Annotated in this window: 15 protein-coding genes, 1 tRNA gene and 1 pseudogene; 10 read left to right on the top strand and 7 right to left on the bottom strand. The window is 66.9% G+C overall.

The window, feature by feature from the left end; all coding sequences use genetic code 11:
- Nucleotides 1–42: 42 nt before the first annotated feature.
- A complete protein-coding gene (nhaA, locus tag WFI54_RS03580; RefSeq protein WP_336651413.1) occupies nt 43–1,416 on the top strand; it encodes a Na+/H+ antiporter NhaA in 1,374 nt (457 codons plus the stop codon).
- 156 nt (nt 1,417–1,572) lie between these two features.
- Nucleotides 1,573–3,177 (top strand): MFS transporter, encoded by a 1,605-nt coding sequence (locus WFI54_RS03575; protein WP_336651412.1) that lies wholly within the window; start codon nt 1,573–1,575, stop codon nt 3,175–3,177.
- On the opposite strand, the gene chrA is transcribed toward WFI54_RS03575, so the two are convergent.
- On the bottom strand, nt 3,160–4,359 hold the full coding sequence (gene chrA / locus WFI54_RS03570) for a chromate efflux transporter (protein ID WP_336651411.1): 1,200 nt from the start codon (nt 4,357–4,359) through the stop codon (nt 3,160–3,162). The two genes, WFI54_RS03575 and chrA, sit on opposite strands and share 18 nt — an antisense overlap.
- Before the next feature lie 69 nt (nt 4,360–4,428).
- Between chrA and WFI54_RS03565 the strand changes: the two genes are divergently transcribed.
- Entirely contained in the window at nt 4,429–5,370 is a 942-nt protein-coding gene (locus tag WFI54_RS03565) for a GlxA family transcriptional regulator (RefSeq protein ID WP_336651410.1), read from the top strand.
- A 176-nt stretch (nt 5,371–5,546) separates the two neighbouring features.
- Entirely contained in the window at nt 5,547–6,548 is a 1,002-nt protein-coding gene (gene gap, locus WFI54_RS03560; protein WP_336651409.1) for a type I glyceraldehyde-3-phosphate dehydrogenase, read from the top strand.
- Between the two features lie 57 nt (nt 6,549–6,605).
- On the opposite strand, the gene WFI54_RS03555 is transcribed toward gap, so the two are convergent.
- The 5 genes from WFI54_RS03555 to WFI54_RS03535 form a co-directional block, all read right to left on the bottom strand.
- Nucleotides 6,606–7,007, bottom strand: coding sequence for a DUF3054 domain-containing protein (locus WFI54_RS03555; protein WP_336651408.1), 402 nt, complete (start codon nt 7,005–7,007; stop codon nt 6,606–6,608).
- Nucleotides 7,007–7,828, bottom strand: a complete 822-nt coding sequence (locus WFI54_RS03550; RefSeq protein WP_336651407.1) for an inositol monophosphatase family protein — start codon at nt 7,826–7,828, stop codon at nt 7,007–7,009. Before WFI54_RS03550 ends, WFI54_RS03555 begins: the two co-directional genes overlap by 1 nt.
- A gap of 82 nt (nt 7,829–7,910) precedes the next feature.
- A tRNA-Lys gene (locus tag WFI54_RS03545) sits at nt 7,911–7,983 on the bottom strand.
- Nucleotides 7,984–8,089: 106 nt separating this feature from the next.
- Complete coding sequence (gene nhaA / locus WFI54_RS03540) at nt 8,090–9,346, bottom strand: Na+/H+ antiporter NhaA (protein WP_336651406.1); 1,257 nt, start codon at nt 9,344–9,346, stop codon at nt 8,090–8,092.
- 83 nt (nt 9,347–9,429) lie between these two features.
- The gene (locus WFI54_RS03535; protein WP_336651405.1) at nt 9,430–9,660 is read right to left on the bottom strand and encodes a hypothetical protein; all 231 of its coding nucleotides are present in this window, start codon (nt 9,658–9,660) and stop codon (nt 9,430–9,432) included.
- A gap of 282 nt (nt 9,661–9,942) precedes the next feature.
- On the opposite strand from WFI54_RS03535, the gene WFI54_RS03530 reads away from it, so the two are divergent.
- The 6 genes and pseudogenes from WFI54_RS03530 to WFI54_RS03505 all read left to right on the top strand — a co-directional run bounded on the left by WFI54_RS03530 (nt 9,943) and on the right by WFI54_RS03505 (nt 17,881).
- The gene (locus WFI54_RS03530) at nt 9,943–10,179 is read left to right on the top strand and encodes a hypothetical protein (RefSeq protein WP_336651404.1); all 237 of its coding nucleotides are present in this window, start codon (nt 9,943–9,945) and stop codon (nt 10,177–10,179) included.
- A gap of 99 nt (nt 10,180–10,278) precedes the next feature.
- A complete protein-coding gene (gene ilvD, locus WFI54_RS03525) occupies nt 10,279–11,970 on the top strand; it encodes a dihydroxy-acid dehydratase (RefSeq protein ID WP_336651403.1) in 1,692 nt (563 codons plus the stop codon).
- 138 nt (nt 11,971–12,108) lie between these two features.
- Nucleotides 12,109–13,908 (top strand): acetolactate synthase large subunit, encoded by a 1,800-nt coding sequence (locus WFI54_RS03520; protein ID WP_336651402.1) that lies wholly within the window; start codon nt 12,109–12,111, stop codon nt 13,906–13,908.
- Between the two features lie 2 nt (nt 13,909–13,910).
- Complete coding sequence (ilvN, locus tag WFI54_RS03515) at nt 13,911–14,420, top strand: acetolactate synthase small subunit (RefSeq protein ID WP_336651401.1); 510 nt, start codon at nt 13,911–13,913, stop codon at nt 14,418–14,420.
- A gap of 43 nt (nt 14,421–14,463) precedes the next feature.
- A pseudogene (gene ilvC, locus WFI54_RS03510) lies at nt 14,464–15,507 on the top strand (ketol-acid reductoisomerase); the annotation flags it as partial.
- Between the two features lie 334 nt (nt 15,508–15,841).
- Entirely contained in the window at nt 15,842–17,881 is a 2,040-nt protein-coding gene (locus WFI54_RS03505) for a DUF7507 domain-containing protein (RefSeq protein ID WP_336651400.1), read from the top strand.
- 111 nt (nt 17,882–17,992) lie between these two features.
- On the opposite strand, the gene hrpB is transcribed toward WFI54_RS03505, so the two are convergent.
- Entirely contained in the window at nt 17,993–20,632 is a 2,640-nt protein-coding gene (gene hrpB / locus WFI54_RS03500; RefSeq protein WP_336651399.1) for an ATP-dependent helicase HrpB, read from the bottom strand.
- Between the last annotated feature and the right edge of the window lie 83 nt (nt 20,633–20,715).

Here is a 20,715-nt window from a genome sequence, read left to right as displayed (position 1 = left end):
CTGGTCGGCGAAGAATGCATCGACCAGAAAACTGGAGCAACCATGACCGATTCCTCGCGGAGTACCCGACGTTCGTTTCCTCGATACGGCTCATTCTCGGAAGCCGGCCGAATTTCAGAGATTCTGCGGAAAGAAACAGTTGGCGGCGTTCTGCTGGTCGTCGCCGCCACGATTGCCATCGTGTGGGCGAACTCACCGGCCGCAGAGGTCTACTTCACCATCCGTGACTTCGAGCTCGGCTATGAACCTTGGCATCTGAAGCTCAGTCTCGGTGCTTGGGCCGCAGACGGCCTGCTCGCGATCTTCTTCTTCCTCGTCGGCCTCGAACTCAAACGGGAGTTCGTTGCCGGCGATCTGCGACGCTTCAGCACGGCGATCGTGCCGGTGGCTGCCGCGGTCGGGGGAGTGGCGGTCCCTGCGGTCGTCTACATTCTCATCGTGCGCGGCGACGCAGCCGTGAGCCAGGGGTGGGCGATCCCCACCGCGACTGACATCGCCTTCGCGCTCGCGGTGCTCGCCATCATCGGGTCGAAACTTCCGAGCGCGCTGCGCATCTTCTTGCTGACGCTCGCGGTCGTCGACGACCTCATCGCCATCAGCATCATTGCGATCTTCTACACGGATCGCATCGACATCATCCCGCTGGTCATTGCGCTTGCGGTCATCGTTGTTTACGGTTGCATCGCCCAGCGCTACCGGGAGTTCTTCGGCCGGCGCGCATTCGCAGCGTGGGTCATCTTGCTGCCGATCGGCATCGTGGCGTGGGCGTTCATGCACGCTTCGGGGATCCACGCCACAATTGCGGGCGTGCTGCTTGGCTTCACGGTGCCGGTGAAGCTCCGGGCGGCAGCGGATCGCGACCCATCGGCAGGTCGCGGGCTTGCCGAGGAGTTCGAACATCGATTCAGGCCGATTTCAGCGGGGGTCGCGGTCCCGGTGTTCGCGTTCTTCGCTGCCGGGGTGGCCGTCGGCGGATGGGACGGGGTGCAGATCGCGGTTGCAGCCCCCGTCACAGTGGCCATCGTCGCAGCGCTGGTCGTGGGTAAACCGTTGGGCATTGTCGTGACCACGTGGCTGCTGACGAGGGCTGCGGGTATCCGGCTCGACCCGGCTCTCCGATGGGTCGACCTCATCGGGGTCGGCCTTCTCGCCGGCATCGGTTTCACGGTGTCGTTGCTCATCGCAGAGCTCAGTTTCGCTCCCGAAGCGCCCGAGTACGGCTTCGCGAAGTTCGCGATCCTCGCGGCTTCGGTGACCGCCGCACTGCTGGCGTCCGTGCTCTTGGGTCTGCGGAATCGTGCACATGGCAAGGCCCTCGAGCGTGAACAGGTGGATGCCGATGGGGATGGCACCCCCGATGTCTACCAGCAGGAGGAAGCGGCGCGCGATCATCGCCCCGAGTCTCCGTTGCCCTGAGCGGCTCCGCTGCGCAGCCCGGCCAACGTCGACTCGGTGCCGCCTGTTCGGTGCCGCCTGTTCGGTTCGGCGACCCGGCGCTTGGGGTGCCCACCCGTGATACGGGATACTGGTGCGGCACCGATCACGCGACCGGGTGCGAGACGAAGGAGCCCCGTGGACGTCGCCACCGAAACCCCCGAAGCGAGCACAACCGACGCGCCCCCGCGGGCGCGCGGCACGCTCGTTGCGCTCTTGTTCGCCGCCGCGGTCTGCAACATCAACACGGTTGTTGCTGGCATCGCTGTTCCTGACATCGGGGAGCAGTTCGGAGCGTCGCAGACCGCGCTCAATCTCGTCGCACTCGCCACAGGCCTTGGCCTGTCAATCTCCGTGCTCTACCTGGGGGCCGTCGCCGACCGCTATGGCCGCAAGCAAATGCTGCTCATCGGGATCGCGAGCACGCTCGCGGCCAGCACGTTTTCCAGCCTGTCAGCGTCGGTCGAGATGCTGATCGTCGCGCAGGTGCTGGTGGGGCTTGCCGGCGGCATGGCGTTCCCCACCACGCTCTCGCTCATCACCGCGCTCTGGGCGAAAGGCCCCGGCCGCACAGGCGTCATCGCGATCTGGTCGAGCGTTTCGAGCATGGCCACCATCGCAGGCGCGATCCTCGCGGGCCTCGTGCTGGTGCTCACCAGCTGGAACTGGGTGTTCATGCTCAGCACCCCCATCGCAGCAATCGCCTTCGTGCTCGTGCTGCGTTTCGTGCCCTCGCACATCGCGGAATCGAACACCCCCGTCGATCACCTCGGCGGCGTGCTCTCAGCGACCGCGCTCGGTGCCCTCGTGCTCGGCGTCAGCATCGTCTTCGCGCCGGGCGGCGCAACCATCGGCGTGGCGCTGCTCGCAGCCGCCGCGCTTCTGCTCCTGCTGTTCGGGCTGCGGCAAGCACGGGCAAGCTTTCCGCTGTTCGACCTGAGCGTCGCCAAACAGCGACTCTTCTGGCTGCCCGCAGTCGGCGGGCTCATCGCCGTCGGCTCCCTGAGCGGTGCCATGTTCGTCGGCGAACAGTTCATGCAGAGCGTAATGGGGTACAGCCCACTGCAAACCGGGCTCGCCGTCATCCCCGCCGCCGTGAGCCTCATGCTCGCAGCACCGCTCTCAGCCCGCGCCGTGGGGCGGTACGGCACCCGCGACACCATGCTCCTCGGCTACGCCTTTCTGCTGATCGCCATGCTCAGTATGCTGCTCTGGCGCGAACACTCACCCTACCCGCTGGTGGGATTCGGATTCTTCATGATCGGGATCGGCGTCACCTTCGTCATGACAGCCTCCCGGCGCGCGCTCACCAGCAGCACCCCCGTGCGCCGTGCAGGCATGGCCTCAGCAACCTCAGACCTGCAGAACGACCTCGGCGGATCAGTGATGCAAGCGCTCCTCGGGGCAGTGCTCGCCAGCGGATTCGCCGCGGTCGTCGCAGGCAAGATCGCGGCCTCCCCGGATGCCGCCTCCCTGAGCGCCGAGGTCACCAGAGCCCTCCAGTCGTCGTTCGCCTCGGCCGAACATGTCGCGCAGCAGTACCCGCACTACACGCAGGAGATCCTCGACGGTGCTCGCGCGAGTCTGCTCGACGGCTCGCTGCTCGCCTTTGTCATCGGCGCGGCAGTCACCCTGATCGGCGCCGCCGCGATCCGCTTCGGCTTGCCGAACCGGGAAGCCGAACGGCGTCTCGCCGAGGAACGCCCGGAAGAGGAGCCGACGAGGTTACGGGATTCCGAGTAGTCCCGCGAGCACACCTGCAGCCGCGGCCGTAAGCACCACGCACCACGCAGGCAACTTCGCAAGTGTGAGCATCAGCAGCCCGCCCACCGCAATCGCCAGCGATGCCGGACCCGCCACCCCAGAAGTGATCACCGGATGCCACAGTGCCGCCGCAAGAATCCCCACCACAGCAGCATTCGCGCCCGCCATCGCCGCGCGCGCAAGCGGCCTCGCACGAAGCCCGTTCCAAAACGGCAGCGCCGCCACTAACAGCAACATACCCGGCACAAACACCGCAACCAGCGCGAGCAATGCGGTCAACGGAGCCGTCCACCCCGCCCCCATCTCAAACCCCAGATACGCCGCGAAAGTGAACAGCGGCCCCGGCACCGCCTGCGCCGCCCCATACCCCGCAATGAACTGCTCAGGCGACACCGCCGCCGCAACCGCCGGCTCAGCCTGCAACAGCGGCAGCACCACATGACCACCGCCAAACACCGCCGCACCAGCCCGCGAGAACGCGTCAGCAATCCCCACCCACAGTGAAGGCACCAGACTGTTCAGCATCGGCAAACCGACAACCACAGCAACAAACATCGCTAACGCGATCACACCAGCCCGCCGCGACACCCGCAGCAGCAACGCAGGCGGATCCTCACCCAACGAACGCCGACACCACATAGCACCCGCGACCACACCAGCCGCAATCGCCCCGAACTGGCCAAACTGGCCAGGCAACAACAGTGCCAAAGCCGCACCCATGACACCGATCACGAGACGCGGCGCATCAGGGGTGAGCGTGCGTGCCATACCCCACACCGCATGCGCCACAACCGCAACTGCGGCCGCCTGCAACCCCAGCAGCACCCCCGCCCACAGTGGCCCCTCGAAGGCAAGCGCACCGACCGCGAACAACACCAGCAACACCGCAGACGGCAAGGTGAACGCCGCCCACGCGGCGAGCGCACCCAGCGGGCCGCCACGCATCAGACCCAGCGCAAAGCCCACCTGGCTCGACGCCGGACCAGGCAGAAACTGACACAGCGCCACCAGCTCGCCATACTGCCTGTCGCTCAGCCATTCCCGCCGCACCACGAACTCATCGCGAAAATACCCCAAGTGGGCGACAGGGCCACCGAAGGAGGTAAGCCCCAGTTTCAAGAACGCTCGAAACACCTCGGCGGGGGAGTGCTGACGGCTCATGCAGGAGTGGCCTTCGCTCGGGTCGGAGATACCCTCAGCCTACCCACCCCGCGGGTAGGCTGAGGGTTCATGAAGCGGGTTGCGGTTGTGGTGTTGGAGGGGGCGAAGCCGCTTGATGTCGGCATTCCCGCGCAGGTGTTCACGACTCGTGCCAGCATGCCGTACTCGGTTGAGGTGTGCGGGGTGCAGCCGGGGTTGATCGCGGGCGGCGATGGCCTTTCTTACCATGTGGAGCATGGCATTGAGGCGCTTGAGGTGGCGGATCTCGTGTTCGTTCCGGGCTACCGGCACCCTGACCGCGATGCTCCGCCGCCGGCGCTTATCGAGGCGCTGCGTGCCGCTCACGCGCGTGGGGCGCGTCTCGCGGCGATCTCGACGGGCGCGTTTGCGCTCGCCGCAACGGGGCTGCTCGATGGTCGGCGCGCTACGACGCACTGGCACTATTCGCGTGTGCTTGCCGAACGGTTTCCAGAGGTGCGGGTTGACGAGCGGGTGCTGTTTGTCGATGAGGGCTCGGTGTTGACTTCGGCCGGTGCTGCATCTGGCATCGATCTTTGCTTGCATATTTTGCGCAAGGAGGCGGGCATGGCGGTGGCGAATCACGCTGCGAGGCGGCTTGTGGCGGCCCCGTATCGGAGTGGCGGCCAGGCGCAGTTTGTGCCGCAGGGGGTGCCTGAGACGCATGGCGAGCGATTCACTGAGACGCGGGCCTGGGCGCTGCGGCGTTTGGGTGAGCCGCTTGATATCCCGCTTCTTGCGGCTCATGCTCGGGTGTCGGAACGCACCTTGGCGCGCCGTTTTCGTGATGAGACAGGGTATACGCCGATGCAGTGGATCATGCGGGCGCGTGTGGATCGTGCGCGTGAGTTGCTGGAGGAGACGGGGCTTGGGGTGGAGGAGATCGCGGCCATGGTGGGGTTGGGCACGGCGACCAATTTGCGACGGCATTTCCGTGCGGTACTGGGCACGACACCGAGCGATTATCGGCGCACCTTTTCTCGCAGGTCGTGAGTGGCGGTGGCCTGGTTGTGTGATCGGGGTGAGGGTCGCGGAGGGGGCGGATCGTCACCACATCTTGGCAGAATACGTTCGAACACTGGCATTAGTGCCACTGGACGTGGTGCGGAATTCGCCTCATCCTAGATATGAGGCATTTCGCGATCAACGCTGAAGGAGAAAATGCAACCATGACCGCACGGGTGGCTATCAACGGATTCGGACGTATCGGACGAGGAGTGCTGCGCGCAATCCTGAAAAACCAGAGCGACATCGAAGTGGTCGCGGTCAACGACCTCACCAACGGTGAAATGCTTGCGCACCTGCTGGAGTGGGACAGCGTCTACGGTCGCCTGAAGAGGCACATCTCCTTCGAAGACGGAGAGCTGATCGTCGACGACCGTCGCATCAAGGTGTTCGCCGAGGCTGACCCCGCGAAGCTGCCGTGGGGCGAGCTCGGTGTTGACGTGGTGCTTGAGTCGACGGGCCGCTTCACCAAGGCCGATGATGCCCGCAAGCACCTCGACGCCGGCGCCGGGCGGGTGCTCGTGAGCGCCCCGGCAACGGGCGCCGATCTCACCGTCGTGGTCGGTGTGAACGATCACCTCTACGATCCGGCGAAGCACCGCATCGTCTCGAACGCATCCTGCACCACCAATGCCTTTGCGCCGCTCGCGCAGGTGCTCGATAACCTCGCAGGGATCACGCAGGGCTTCATGACCACGGTGCATGCCTATACCCAGGATCAGAACCTGATCGACGGCCCGCACAAGGACCGGAGGCGTGCTCGTGCCGCTGCCCTCAACATTGTGCCCACTTCAACGGGTGCAGCCAAGGCCATCGGTCTTGTGCTGCCGCAGCTCGACGGAAAGCTGTCGGGCACCTCGATGCGCGTGCCGGTGCCGGTCGGTTCGATCGTCGAGCTCAACGCCGCAGTGTCGCGCGAGGTGACGCGCGAGGAGGTGCTCGAGGCATATCGGGCCGCCGCCGCGGAGGGCGCCCTCGAGCATGTCTTCGAGTATTCCGACGAGCCGCTTGTCTCCTCAGACATCGTGGGCAACTCTCACTCCTCGATCTTCGATTCCGAGCTGACTGAGGTGCAGGGCAAGCACGTCAAGGTGACCAGCTGGTATGACAACGAGTGGGGGTTCTCGAACCGGGCCGCCGAGATGCTCGCCAAGATGGCTGACTGAGCAAGGTTCTCGCACTGACGAACCCCGGCGCCTGCGGGCGTCGGGGTTCGTTGTGGTTCAGGGGTGTTTCGGGTGATGCTCCCGGTGTCGGATGCGCAGCACGAGCGTGACGATCCCGCGCCATCCAAGCAGGAAGGCCCCGAGGGTCACCGTGGCGACGATGATGAACGCCGGCGCGGTGCCCTGCCCCGAGAGCAGTCGCATCGCCATGCCGAGCACCACGGTGCCGACCCACACGGGCACCCCGGAGCGCAGCAGTCGCACGGGCTCACGCCACACCATGCCCCAGCCCCACACGAGCAGCAACCCCACGAGGAACGGCCACGCAGTCTCAATGAGGCCGAGCAGTGCTCCGCCACGAGAGTGGCTGGCGCGGCCGATCCCCGCGAACAGGAGCACGAGAGCCGCGTCGACTGCGAGGGCGAGAGCCGCACGCCAGGGTGCGGTGGAGCGGCCCATCACCGCGTGGTTCCGTTGGCCGCGCGGGCATCCTCGATGGTGGCGATCACCGCGTCGTGCAGGGCGCCGTTCGTGGCGAGAGCGCTGCCATTCCAAGCGCTTTCTGAGCCTGCGATGTCGGTGAAACGGCCTCCTGCCTCGCGCACGATGGGCACGAGCGCTGCGAGGTCGTAGGGCTTCACATCGAATTCGGCAACGACGTCGAGCAAGCCCTCGGCGAGCAGCATGTACGACCACATATCGCCGTAGGCGCGATCCCGCCACACCGCGCGGCTGAGCTCGATGAGGGGCTGCAGGTAGCCGGCAACATCCCACTGCTCGATGCTCTGAAAGCTGAGAGAAGCATGCTCGAGCTCGCTGATGCCCGAGACGCGCAGCTTGCGCGGATCCTGCCCGGCCTGCTGACCCCAGGCGCCGCTCCCGGTCTCTGCCCACCAGCGCGCGCCGAAGCCGGGTGCAGAGACCACTCCCACCGTCGGCTCGCCGTCGACCTCGAGCGCGATGAGGGTCGCCCAGTTCGGCACGCCGCGCAGGAAGTTGGCGGTGCCGTCGATCGGATCGATGATCCAGCGCCGAGAACCCTTTTCGGAGCGACCCGACTCTTCACCGAAGAAGCTGTCGCCGGGCAGTTCGGCCTCGATCCGCTCGCGCAGTGCGCGTTCGACGGCCTTGTCGGCGTCGGTGACGAAGGTGCGATCGGGCTTCGTCTCGATCGTGAGGTCAGCCGACTGGAAGCGCGGCAGGGATACCGCATCGGCGAGATCGGCGAGCGCGAGCGCGAACGCGAGATCGGTCGAGGGGATGGGGAGTGAAGCGGGCATCGCACGCCTTCCATGAACGGTCGGTAAACCGGGTTCGGATACGAGAAAAGCCCCACCCGGAGGTGGAGCTTTTCTCACTGCGTGCGCCCTCACGGGCTCGAACCGTGGACCCGCTGATTAAGAGTCAGCTGCTCTACCAACTGAGCTAAAGGCGCCTGCTGCTCGCTGAGCAACAGAGAAAATACTAACACGGGATTTTCCAACCGTTCAAATTCAGTCGGCAAACGGCGGATCACGGGCGTGTCGTCCGGCCTCCGAGTGTCAGCGCTTGCGGGCCGCAGGCCGCCGCACCAGCAGAGCCGCGGCCACCACCACGGCAATCACGGAACCCGACATGACTGCGAGCCGTGCCGTGTCAGCATCGGAAGCATTGACGAAGCTCAGATCCGCCACCAGCAAAGCCACCGTGAACCCAACGCCCGCGAGCGCGCCCACCCCAATGAGTTCGCGCCACCGAACCGACTCGTCGAGCTCGGCCCTCGTAAAGCGGGTGAGCAGCCACGTCGAGACCGCGATGCCGAGGGGCTTGCCCACGACCAGGCCGACCATGATGCCCAGCGCGATCGGGTCGAAGGGGAAGCGCGAGTCACCCCCAACGGCCACACCGGCTGCGAAGAACGCGAAAATGGGCACGGCGATACCTGTCGAGAGTGGGCGGAAGCGGTGCTCGAATACCTCCGCGAGCTGGGTGCCGCCGACACCCGAGACAGGAACCAGGAACGCGAGCACCACGCCCACGATCGTGGCGTGGATGCCGGTGGCATGGAAGAGCGCCCACGCAACACCCCCGATCGGGAGCAGAATCAGCCACGGCCCCCACCCCGACTTCGCGAACCAGGCAGGGAAGCGCCGCACCAGGAACGCGTAGGCCGCTATCGGCAGCAGGCTCGCGGCGAGGGGTAGCCACTGCATGCCTTCGGTGTAGAAAATCGCGATGATGCTGATCGCGATGAGATCGTCGACCACCGCGAGGGTCAGCAGGAACATGCGCAGCGCCGGCGGGATCCGGGGGGCGATGAGGCCGAGCACGGCGACTGCGAAGGCGATGTCGGTGGCTGTTGGGATCGCCCAGCCGTGCACTGCTGGGGTGCCCGCGGTAAACGCCACGTAGATGAGCGCCGGCACGGCCACCCCGCCGAACGCGGCTGCGACCGGCACGATCGCCGTCGAGAAGCGGCTCAGCTCGCCCGCGACGAACTCTCGTTTGAGTTCGAGCCCCACCATGAAGAAGAAGATGGCCAGCAGGCCGTCAGCGGCCCACTGGCCGAGCGATAGATCGAGGTGCAGGGATGCGGGGCCGATGCGGGTGTCGCGCAGTGCAAAGTAGCCGTCAGCGAGGGGGCTGTTCGCCGCGATGAAGCCGATCAGGGCGGCGACCATCACGATCACACCACCCACCACCTCGCCGCGCAGCAGCGTGCTGACGCGCGCGGCTTCCCGCTGGTTGACAAGCCGCAGCAGGCGGCGCGGTCTGGGCTGCCGCCCGGGGGCTTCGGGGGAGTGGCGGGGCTCGTTCATCTCGCGCCTTTCAGGAAGGGGACTCTCGTTACAGTGTCGACCAGACTTCCCGACGCGCCGAGACGAGTGTACTTGGGGGGTGGCTAGCCCTGCATCTTGCGGCGCTTCGCCGCTTCGTTCTCGAGCTCGTACTCGGTGTCTTGCTCCTGCATCGCGACCGTGGCGATCGCCAGCGCGAATCCGGCGAGCCAGACGCCCCACACGAGCATGCGTCGCCAGTCTTTCCGCATGGACTGCGTGCGTCGGGCGGTGCTGAGCGCGCCCGCGGCTGCTCCGATCACGCCGGGATTGGTCACGTACTTGCCGATCGACACGATTCCTCCCTCGGGTTGCCTGGACTGATCCGCTGCGGATCGAGGTCTCCCGCCAGCCTACTCCCTGCCCGCCCGCGATCAGCTGCCTTCCCACGCCGCTTCGTTTCTGATACGCCACTGTTCGTTGCGGTGCTGTGCGAGGGGTGGATCGAGCGCCGCGCGAGGGGCGGATCAGGCGCTGCGCGCCAGTGGGGTAATCTTGCCATCAGGAGCCCGCGCCGCGGGCAGATCACACCCGGCCTCGGAGAGGCCGACCGAAGCGAGAGCGAAGGAGAGGCCGGCATGGCGAAGCAGGAGACGCTGTTCGAGGAGAGCTCGCAGGGGGCGGTGAGCGCGACTACCGCGATCTTCTTCATCCTCTCAATCGTGCTGGTCATCGGCGGCATGGTGCTGATGAGCTTCGGCTTCAATGTCACACTGGGTCAGGTCGTTGAGCTGTGGACGTTCATCGGCGGCCTGGCGGCCACCATCGTCGGCTTCGTGCTGCCCTTCTCTCTGCTGCCCGCGATCGGCAAGTAGCGCGGCGGTTCGCCGATACTGAGCGCCGGAGGATCCTGGATCCTTCGGCGCTCTTGCGTATGCTGCGTCGGTGTCCTCGGTGGCGGCTAGACTGTTGACATGGCAGAGATTGACATGAAGCCGCGGAGCCGCGACGTCACCGATGGGATCGAGAAGGCCGCTGCCCGGGGCATGCTCCGAGCGGTCGGTATGGGCGATGAAGACTGGGATAAGCCCCAGATCGCCATTGCGAGTTCCTGGAACGACGTCACCCCCTGCAACCTGAGCCTCGACAGGCTTGCGCAGGGCGCCAAGGAGGGCGTGCACGCTGGCGGCGGCTACCCGCTGCAGTTCGGCACCATCTCCGTCTCTGACGGCATCTCGATGGGCCACGAGGGCATGCACTTCTCGCTCGTCTCCCGCGAGGTCATCACCGACTCCGTCGAAACCGTGATCATGGCTGAGCGCATGGACGGCTCAGTGCTGCTCGCGGGCTGCGACAAGTCGCTGCCCGGCATGCTGATGGCCGCGGCTCGCCTCGATCTCGCCTCGGTGTTCCTGTACGCCGGCTCGATCGCGCCGGGCTGGGTCAAGCTCTCAGACGGCACCGAGAAGCAGGTGACCATCATCGACGCCTTCGAGGCCGTGGGTGCGTGCAAGGCCGGCACGCTCAGCGAAGAAGACCTGAAGCGCGTCGAGTGCGCGATCGCCCCGGGCGAGGGTGCCTGCGGTGGCATGTACACCGCGAACACCATGGCGTGCGTTGCAGAAGCGCTCGGCATGAGCCTGCCCGGCTCGGCGGCGCCCCCCAGCGCCGACCGCCGCCGCGACTACTTCGCCCACCGCTCGGGCGAGGCCGTCGTCAACCTGCTGCGTCAAGGCATCACGGCCCGCGATATCCTCACCAAGAAGGCCTTCGAGAACGCGATCACCGTGGCGATGGTGCTCGGCGGCTCCACGAATGCCGTGCTGCACCTGCTCGCCATCGCGCGCGAGGCCGAGGTCGAGCTGTCCCTCGAAGACTTCACCCGCATCGGCGCGAAGACCCCGCACCTCGCCGATATGAAGCCCTTCGGCCAGTACGTCGCTGAAGACTTCGACCGTGTCGGCGGCATGCCCGTCATCATGAAGGCGCTGCTCGATGCCGGTCTGCTGCACGGCGACGCACTCACCGTCACCGGAAAGACTGTCGCCGAGAACCTCGCCGACGTCACCACCGAGCTCGACGGCAAAGTGATTCGCAAGCTCGATGATCCGCTGCACGAGAACGGCGGCCTCACCATCCTCACCGGCAGCCTCGCCCCTGAGGGCGCCGTGGTGAAGACCGCAGGCTTCGACGCCGAGGTCTTCGAAGGCCCCGCCCGCGTCTTCGACCGTGAACGCGCCGCGATGGACGCCCTCACCGAAGGCACCATCAACAAGGGTGACGTCGTCGTGATCCGCTACGAGGGCCCCAAGGGTGGCCCCGGCATGCGCGAGATGCTCGCGATCACCGCCGCCATCAAGGGCGCAGGGCTCGGCAAGGATGTACTACTATTGACGGACGGACGATTCTCAGGCGGCACAACCGGCCTGTGTATCGGCCACATCGCGCCTGAGGCAACGGACGGAGGTCCGGTTGCCCTGGTCCGCGACGGCGACCTGATTCGGGTCGATGTCGTCGCACAAACGCTCGATCTGCTGGTAGATCCCGCCGAGCTCGAGGCCCGCCGAGCAAGCTGGGCCCCGCTTCCCCCGCGATACACGCGCGGTGTTCTGGCAAAGTACGCCAAGCTCGTCCGTTCGGCTTCCGAAGGCGCCGTCACCGGCTGATCCGGTGCCGCCGACAACGCCCGGCGGCTCGCAGCAGAGGCCCGCTCCGCGGAGTGGGCACTCACTCCGAGCCGCCGCAGCATGTCGGCCTCGGAGCCGTGCCGAACGCATTCACACCTCAGACCAGGAAAGCAAGCAATGACCTCGGAATCGAGTGCAGTTCCCCCATCGAAACCCGCGGCGCAACGCGGTGAGCGGATGACCGGTGCCCAAGCCGTCGTGCGCAGCCTCGAAGCGTTGGGCGTCACCGACGTCTTCGGCCTGCCCGGTGGCGCCGTGCTGCCTCTCTACGACGCACTCATGGACGCCGATCGCCTGCGCCACGTGCTCGTGCGCCACGAACAGGGCGGCGGCCACGCAGCAGAAGGCTTCGCAGCTGCGACGGGCAAGGTGGGCGTCTGCATCGCCACCTCAGGCCCCGGCGCGACGAACCTCGTCACCGCGATCGCCGACGCTTACATGGACTCCGTGCCGCTGCTCGCGATCACCGGCCAGGTGTTCTCGCACCTCATGGGCACCGACGCCTTCCAGGAAGCCGACATCGTCGGTGTCACCATGCCCATCACGAAGCACTCCTTCTTGGTGAAGAAGCCCGAGGAGATCCCCGGCGCTATTGCCGCGGCCTATCACCTCGCCTCCACGGGCCGCCCCGGCCCCGTGCTCGTCGACATCACCAAGGACGCCCAGGAGGGCATCCTCGACTTCGAGTGGGACGCACGCGTCGAGCTTGCCGGGTACCGGCCCATCACGAAGGCCAACAGCAAGCAGATTCAGGCCGCAGCCGAACTCATCGCGGCAGCGCAGCGCCCAGTGTTCTACGTCGGCGGTGGCGTCGGCCGCGCCGGCGCATCCGAAGAACTGCTGCAGCTCGCCGAGCTCGTGGGCGCCCCCGTGGTGACCACGCTGATGGCGCGCGGCGTCTTCCCCGACTCGCACCCGCAGCACCTCGGCATGCCCGGTATGCACGGCACCGTGCCTGCGGTGCTCGCGCTGCAAGAATCTGACCTGCTCATCACGCTCGGTGCCCGCTTTGACGACCGAGTCACCGGCAAGGCAGCGCTCTTCGCCCCCGAGGCGAAGGTGATTCACGCAGATATCGACCCCGCCGAGATCGGCAAGATCCGCGCCGCAGACGTACCCATCGTCGGTGACGCAGCCGACGTCATTGCAGATCTCATCGCCGCGGTCTCCACGGCTAAGCTCAGCCGAGAGTTCGCAGACATCTCCGCATGGTGGGAGCGCCTGCGCATGCTGCAGGAGCGCTTCCCCCTGGGCTACCAGGAGACGAGCGACGGGCTGCTCTCCCCGCAGCACGTCATCCAGCGCATCGGCGAACTGACGGGGCCCGAGGGCATCTACGCGGCCGGTGTCGGCCAGCACCAGATGTGGGCTGCGCAGTTCATCAAGTACGAGCGCCCCGGGGCGTGGCTCAACTCGGGTGGCGCCGGCACGATGGGCTACTCCGTTCCCGCCGCAATGGGTGCCAAGGTCGCAGAGCCTGAGCGCGTGGTGTGGGCGATCGACGGCGACGGCTGCTTCCAGATGACCAACCAGGAGCTCGCCACCTGCGTGGTGAACAACATCCCGATCAAGGTCGCGATCATCAATAACTCCTCGCTGGGCATGGTGCGCCAGTGGCAGACCCTCATCTACAACGGTCGCTACTCGAACACCGAGCTCAACACCGGGCACGGCTCGCAGCGCATCCCCGACTTCGTGAAGCTCGGCGACGCCTACGGTTGCCTCGCGATCCGCGTGGAGCGCGAAGACCAGGTCGACGATGCCATCAAGCTCGCGCTTGAGACCAACGACCGCCCCGTCGTCATCGACTTCGTGGTGAGTGCCGACGCGATGGTGTGGCCGATGGTGCGCCAGGGCACCTCAAACAGCGATATTCAGTACGCCCTCGAACACAGCCCCGAGTGGGAGGACGAGTAACCATGAGCCGTCACGTACTCAGCCTCCTCGTGGAGGACAAGCCCGGTCTGCTGACCCGTGTCGCAGGGCTCTTCGCCCGTCGCGGCTTCAACATCGAGTCGCTTGCCGTCGGCCCCACGGAGATGCGCGGCCTGTCGCGCATCACCGTCGTCGTAGACGAAGACGAGACCCTGCTCGAGCAGGTCACCAAGCAGCTCAACAAGCTCGTCAACGTCATCAAGATCGTCGAGCTTGACGAGTCCACCTCGGTGCAGCGCGAGCACGTGCTCATCAAGGTGCGCGCCGACAACCAGAGCCGTTCGCACGTGCTCGAGGCCGTAAACCTGTTCCGCGCTCGCGTGGTCGACGTGGTGCCCGATGCGCTCACCATCGAGGTCACCGGAGACACCGGCAAGATCGATGCCTTCCTGAAAGTGCTCGAACCCTACGGGATCAAGGAGATCGCGCAGTCCGGCCTTATCGCAATGGGCCGCGGCTCGAAGTCGATCTCGGAGCGCGTCTTCAAAAACTAACGAGGTCGCGCCGACCCCGTTGAACAACTGACACACCCACACAACACAAGGAGAGTCCCAAGTGGCTGAGATGTATTACGATGCCGACGCCGATCTGTCGATCATCCAGGGCAAGAAGGTCGCCGTTGTCGGCTACGGTTCGCAGGGCCACGCCCACGCAATGAACCTGCGCGATTCGGGCGTCGAGGTCGTCATCGCGCTCAAGGAAGGCTCGAAGTCGATCCAGAAGGCTGAAGAGGCCGGCTTTGAGGTCAAGACTGTTGCCGATGCTGCTGAGTGGGCAGACCTCATCATGATCCTCGCTCCCGATCAGCACCAGCGTGCGATCTACAACGAGCAGATCAAGGACAAGCTCACCGAGGGCAAGACCCTCGCCTTCGCACACGGTTTCAACATTCGCTTCGGCTACATTGAGGCACCTGCAGGCGTTGACGTGATCCTCGTCGCCCCCAAGGCTCCGGGCCACACCGTGCGCCGCGAGTTCGAGGCCGGCCGTGGCATCCCCGACATCATCGCCGTCGAGGTCGACGCCACCGGCACCGCCTGGGAGACCGCGAAGTCGTACGCGAAGGCAATCGGTGGCACCCGCGCCGGCGTCATCAAGACCACCTTCACCGAAGAGACCGAGACCGACCTGTTCGGCGAGCAGGCCGTGCTCTGCGGCGGTACCTCGCAGCTCGTGCAGTACGGCTTCGAGACCCTCACCGAGGCCGGCTACCAGCCCGAGATCGCCTACTTCGAGGTGCTGCACGAGCTCAAGCTCATCGTCGACCTCATGTGGGAGGGCGGCATCGCCAAGCAGCGCTGGTCGGTCAGCGACACCGCCGAGTACGGCGACTACGTCTCCGGCCCCCGCGTCATCGACCCCTCCGTCAAGGAGAACATGAAGGCCGTGCTCGCCGACATCCAGTCGGGTGCGTTCGCGAAGCGCTTCATCGAGGATCAGGACAACGGCGGCGCCGAGTTCCAGCAGCTGCGCGCCAAGGCCGAGTCGCACCCCATCGAGAAGACCGGTGCCGAGCTGCGCAAGCTCTTCGCATGGCAGCAGAGCGACGACGACTACACCGACGGTTCGGCCGCCCGCTGATCCGTTGCGCAGCCGAATCGGTTGCGCGTTGCGACGCTGAACCGGCCTGACGCCGCTTCAGCGTCACACACCACCGCAGGCACCCGGGGATTCCCCGGGTGCCTGCGGTGTTTGTGTGTGCGCCGCGAGGAAGGGAGCAACTGGGTGGGTGAAGCGGGGATGAAAACCAGGGTGAAAATGTGGAGGCGGACCCGACCCGCTGATTGCTGCCGACTACGTTGAAATGAGGAATTGCCTGGGTGTATTGGTGCAACTTGCGGGTCGCGTATTTTTCTTGACCCGTGCGCTGAGACGCCTCCGGCTAATGCTTTTGAGATAGTCAACAGGAGTGCGTGTGCGCGTAAATCGAGAACCCGGCAGTCGTTCGCAGCTTGCCCGACTCAGTGCCCTGGGCCTGGCGGGCTTGCTTGCCGTGAGTGGGCTGACGGTTGTCACCACCGCCGCGGGGGAGACGTCCGCCGAAGCCGCTCCCCAGGCGAATCAGATCTGGGCGGTGCCCGCCGGGCCGACGAGTGGTGCAATCTCGGTCGGTCAAGCGCGCGGCTACACATTTGGAGTCGGTGCAGACGCCATCACCGCTACAGAGCGGATCACCTCTGTGACGAACAACACCGGCCAGTTGAACAGCTGGCAAAGCAACTCGTTCCCTGGAGGCGCAGCAAACAGCACTGCGTTCCTCACGCCGACGCCCACGAATGACGTCCCGCTCGCGTCTCGGGAGAGCCGAGCAGGGCGTGTCAGCTACGATCTCACCTTCTCGAAACCCGTTCAGGGCTTGCTCTACCACATCGTCAACGTCGACAATGTCAAGATCGATATTTCTGGGTCGAACGAAGCCAGCGAGCCACTGCGGATTTCGACCTTGAGTAAGAATGATGTGCTGCAGGTCGATGAAGCGGCTCGACGGATCAACACGGTTCGGGCCAACACCGGCACCGTGTGGTGTCAAGGAAACGACGGCTCGTTCGGCAACGGGCGTTGCGGCTCCTTCAGCATCGGCCCGGGCGCCGTGAGTAAGGTGAGCGTCAGCGAGACCATCGACGCCAACGACGGCTGGGGTTGGTACTTGTCGTACCCCACCTCGAACCTCACCAAGAGCTTCGCACCCGCGCCGCTTCGAGTGGGCGAGACCACGTACCTCACTTACACGATCACCAACCCAGACGTCGAAGGCCAGGTCGGATTCACGGGCTTGGAATTCACCGACAAGCTGCCCGCGTGGCTCGAACTCCCCGCGGGCACGCAGCCGGTCCTCGAGAACTGCGGCACCGCGACCAGCGTCACGCTCACCGGAGGCGTCGTTGACGCGAGCAAGCTCGATGTCGCTCGCGGTGGCGTGTGCACGATCAAGATCCCCTATACCCCTGAGACGACGGGAAGCTTCCCGTTCACCACCGATGAGCTGACCTCGGGGTCGGCGAACCTCGTCGACCGTGCCACGGGAGGAACTCTCGTTGTCGTTGAACCCAAGCTCACCGTTAAGCAGACCGTGTCGCCTGCGGGTTCCGATGCATATCGCGCCGGGCAGCGGCTTGACTACACCTTCACGGTGAAGAACTCCGGCACCGAGCCCCTCACCGGGGTCACCCTCGACACCAGCGGTTTCGGCGGATCCGGTGTGCTCAAGAACCTGAGCTGCACGCCCGCGCTGCCCACGGATCTTGCCGTCAACGCCGAATCGGTATGCACCGCCGACTACGAGCTCACCCAGGAAGACATCGACCGCGGTTCGGTGCTGAGCCCCGCGACCGCGACGGGCAGTGTCCCCGCAGGCGGTACGCTTCCAGGCCCCGTCACCAGTGGCCCCTCGAAGACCGAGCTGACGATCGAGCATGCTCCCGAGCTCGAACTCGTGCAGACCACCGAGACCACCAAGATCGATCGCGCCGGTCAGCGCGTGCGCTACAGCTTCACCGTGACCAACAACGGCAATGTGTCGCTGACCGACCCCGGCGTTGAGATCACCAGCTTCAGTGGTGCAGGCAAGATCGGCACCCCCGTTTGCCCGGCAACGCCGAACCCGCTGCTGCCCGGCCAGTCGATCGAGTGCTCCGTGGAGTACACCACCGTGCCCGGCGACCTCAACGGCAAGCCACTGACGCTGCAGACCCGTGCTCTCGCCGGTGGCACCGTCTCGCCGGTCACGTCTGACCCCTCACAGGATCAGATCCCCACGGCGCGAGTGGATCCTGCCCAGCCCAAGCCCAAGCCCACGCCCGGCGGTTCGACCGGCTCCAAGGCAGCACCCTCGGCTCCGCTCGCCAAGACCGGTGGCTCCATCGCCGGCCCCGCGATCGGCTCGGCCGCGCTGCTCCTGCTCGGTGCGACCGCACTGTTCGTGCGTCGCGCCCGGAAGCAGAACGCGCTGCGCTAAGCCGCAGCGCACCCGCGGGCCCGGGGCCGCTTCGATCATCTCGAAGTGGCTCCGGGCCCGTTCGCTATTGCGAGGGAGAACCAGTGCCGCGGCGCTGTGACCTCACCGCAGTCACCGCTTGGTGGCGCGCGTCGTGCGCGCCGTCGGCTCTGCCTCCCAGGGGTTCTCCGGCCACGGATGCTTCGGGTAGCGGCCGCGCATCTCGCGCCGCACCTGCTCGTAGGGGCCGTTCCAGAACGATGAAAGGTCGTCGGTGACCGCGAGCGGTCTGCGGGCGGGGGAGAGCAGGTGGAAGAGCATCGGCACCTTGCCACCCGCGATGCGCGGGGTGGCGGCGAGACCGAACACCTCCTGCAGCTTCACCGCGACCACGGGCCGCGCGGCAGGGTCAGCCGACGCCTCCGGATAGGCGATGCGCACACTCGAGCCGGATGGCACCGTCAGGCGCTCGGGCGCCAACTCGTCGAAGCGCGCAGCCTCGGGCCACGGCAGCAGACGACGCAGCGCTGTGGCAACGTCGATGCCGCGCAGCGAGGCGTCCGGGCGGAGCCGTGCCAGGTCTGCGCCCAACCACTCCTCGATGCGCGCGGTCAGCGCCTCGTCGTCGACAGCGGGCCACGGCTCGCCGAGTTCACGGTGCAGCAGGGCGAGACGGTTGCGCAGTGAGGCCGCCGCTTCGGTCCAATCGAGCGCGGCAAGCCCGTGCTCGCGCAGGTGCGCGGCGAGCGCCGGCCCCACATCATCGGGCGTCGCCGCGACGGGGAGCGACGAGAGTGTGATGGCGCCGAGCCTGCGCTGTTCTCGCACCCGCACACGGCCGGCATCGACGCGGGCAACTCGCTCGGTCAGCAGCAGCGCGTCTCCGATGCGCAAGGCATCATCGGGGTCGAGCGGTGCGGCGAGGCGGATCACGGCGCCCGTGCCGTCGGCGGCGCGCCCAGCGGCCCGTTGCACCTCGCGCACCGCGATCCACTCACTGCCGAGCAGCGCACTGCCCTCGGGGAGTGCGGCCCGGGTGCCGCTCGCGAGCAGATAGCTGCGGGAGTGCTCCCCGGTGCGGCGCGCGATCCACTCAGGGCGGGCCAGTGCAGTAACGATGCCGGGGGCGGATCCCGGCGGCGTCGCGCGGTTTGCCGCCGCGCCGGTAGCGCCTGCGTTAGTCGTGGTTGCGGTGGGAGCCGCGTCGCCGCCCGCAATGCCGGCAAGGCGGCGGGCCTCCCGGCGCCAGCGATCCGCCCCCTGATGCCGCCCCGCGCTCAGCTCGCGCAGCAGCCCGGTGAGATCCGCGCCGACAGCCCGGTGATCATCCGACATCGCCGCCACGATCTCACCGACCGTGGTTGCGTCGCCGAGCACTTCGGCCCCGGTGAGCAGCGCCCGTGCCTCGCGCGCCCCCACAGGCATCCGCACCACGCGCTCACCCGTCGCGGTGATGCGTCCGGCCGCATCGACAAGTGCGAGGGTGCGCAGCACCTCGCCGGCAGCAGACATCGCTGCAGCCGGCGGCGCTGTCGGCAGCGCCAGGCCCACCCCGCCAGGGGTGCCCCACGCGGCGAGCAGCAGGGCCGCATCGGCAAGGTCGGCGGAGGCGATCTCGGGGACCGCCGCGGCCGGCATGCGCGCGAAATCAGTCTCCGAGTAGGCGCGCACCGCCCGGCCCGGCCCCTGCCGAGCAGCGCGGCCAGCCCGCTGCTCGGCACTCGCGCGAGAAGCGCTTACGGTGACCAGCCCGGTCATGTCGCGCGCACGATCGCGGCGAACCTCGCGCGCCAGGCCCGAGTCGATGACAAGACGCACCCCCGGCACGGTGAGCGAGCTCTCGGCCAGCGAGGTGCTCACCACGATGCGGGGCGGATCGCCGCTGCCGCGACCGCGCACGGCGCGATCCTGATCCCGCGCCGAAATGCGGCCGTGCAGGGGCAGCACCTCGACAGGGCTGCCGCCCCGCTGCTGCTCGCGCAGCAGCCGCACCACCTCGTCGACCTCGCGGGCACCGGGCACGAACACGAGCGCATCGCAGCCCTGCTCGGCCTGCGCCGCCGCGGCGACAGCGGCGAGGTGCGTCAGAAACGGGCGGGTCGTGCCCCGGTCATCGAGCCTGGCGCCCTCGAAGGGCGCGAAGTCGATGCGCAGCGGATGCAACGGAGACGGGATATCGACGACGGGGGCCGGGGCGCCGTCAGTGCCGAGCAGTGCGGCGATCCCGCGGGCATCAAGCGTTGCCGACATGGCGACCAGGCGCAGATCATCGCGCAGTGCCCGTACCTCGGCCAGCAGCCCCAACAGGAGGTCACCGTCGACGGAGCGCTCGTGCACCTCATCGAGGATCACCGCGTCGACACCCTCGAGCGCGGGGTCGGCGATGAGACGCCGCAGCAGCACACCAGGTGTCAGCACTTCGAGCCTGGTGCGCGGGCCGACGCGTCGTTCGCCGCGCACGGTGAAGCCCACTGCGCCGAGATCGGTGCCGCCAAGATTGCCGCCGAGGTCGCCGCCGCCATCGAGTGCCGCGATCCGCCGGGCCGCTGCCCGCACCGCTACCCGGCGTGGCTGCGTCAGTAGCACCCGCCCGCCGCCGTTCGCGGCGGTGAGGTTCGCGATGAGCGGTGGCACATAGGTGGTCTTGCCGGTGCCGGGCGGTGCGGTGATGACGCACGCCCCGCTTCTCGCGGCCTCTCCGATGGCGGTGTGCGCCGCCGCCACCGGGAGCCCTGCGCCGATGCGGTCGAGATCGAAGCGGTGGGCGGTCACGCACTCATCCTACGGGCGGTACCGCATGCGCCCTGTGGCGGGAGTGCGCATTCGGCATGCTCCGAGACTCCGCTCGCTAGGCT

It is taken from the genome of Leucobacter sp. MMO-125 (genome assembly GCF_037148395.1).
In the GTDB taxonomy this organism is placed as follows: Bacteria; Actinomycetota; Actinomycetes; order Actinomycetales; family Microbacteriaceae; genus Leucobacter.
Note: the sequence above shows the minus strand (reverse complement) of the source record. Positions and strands in the feature narration are given on the sequence as shown.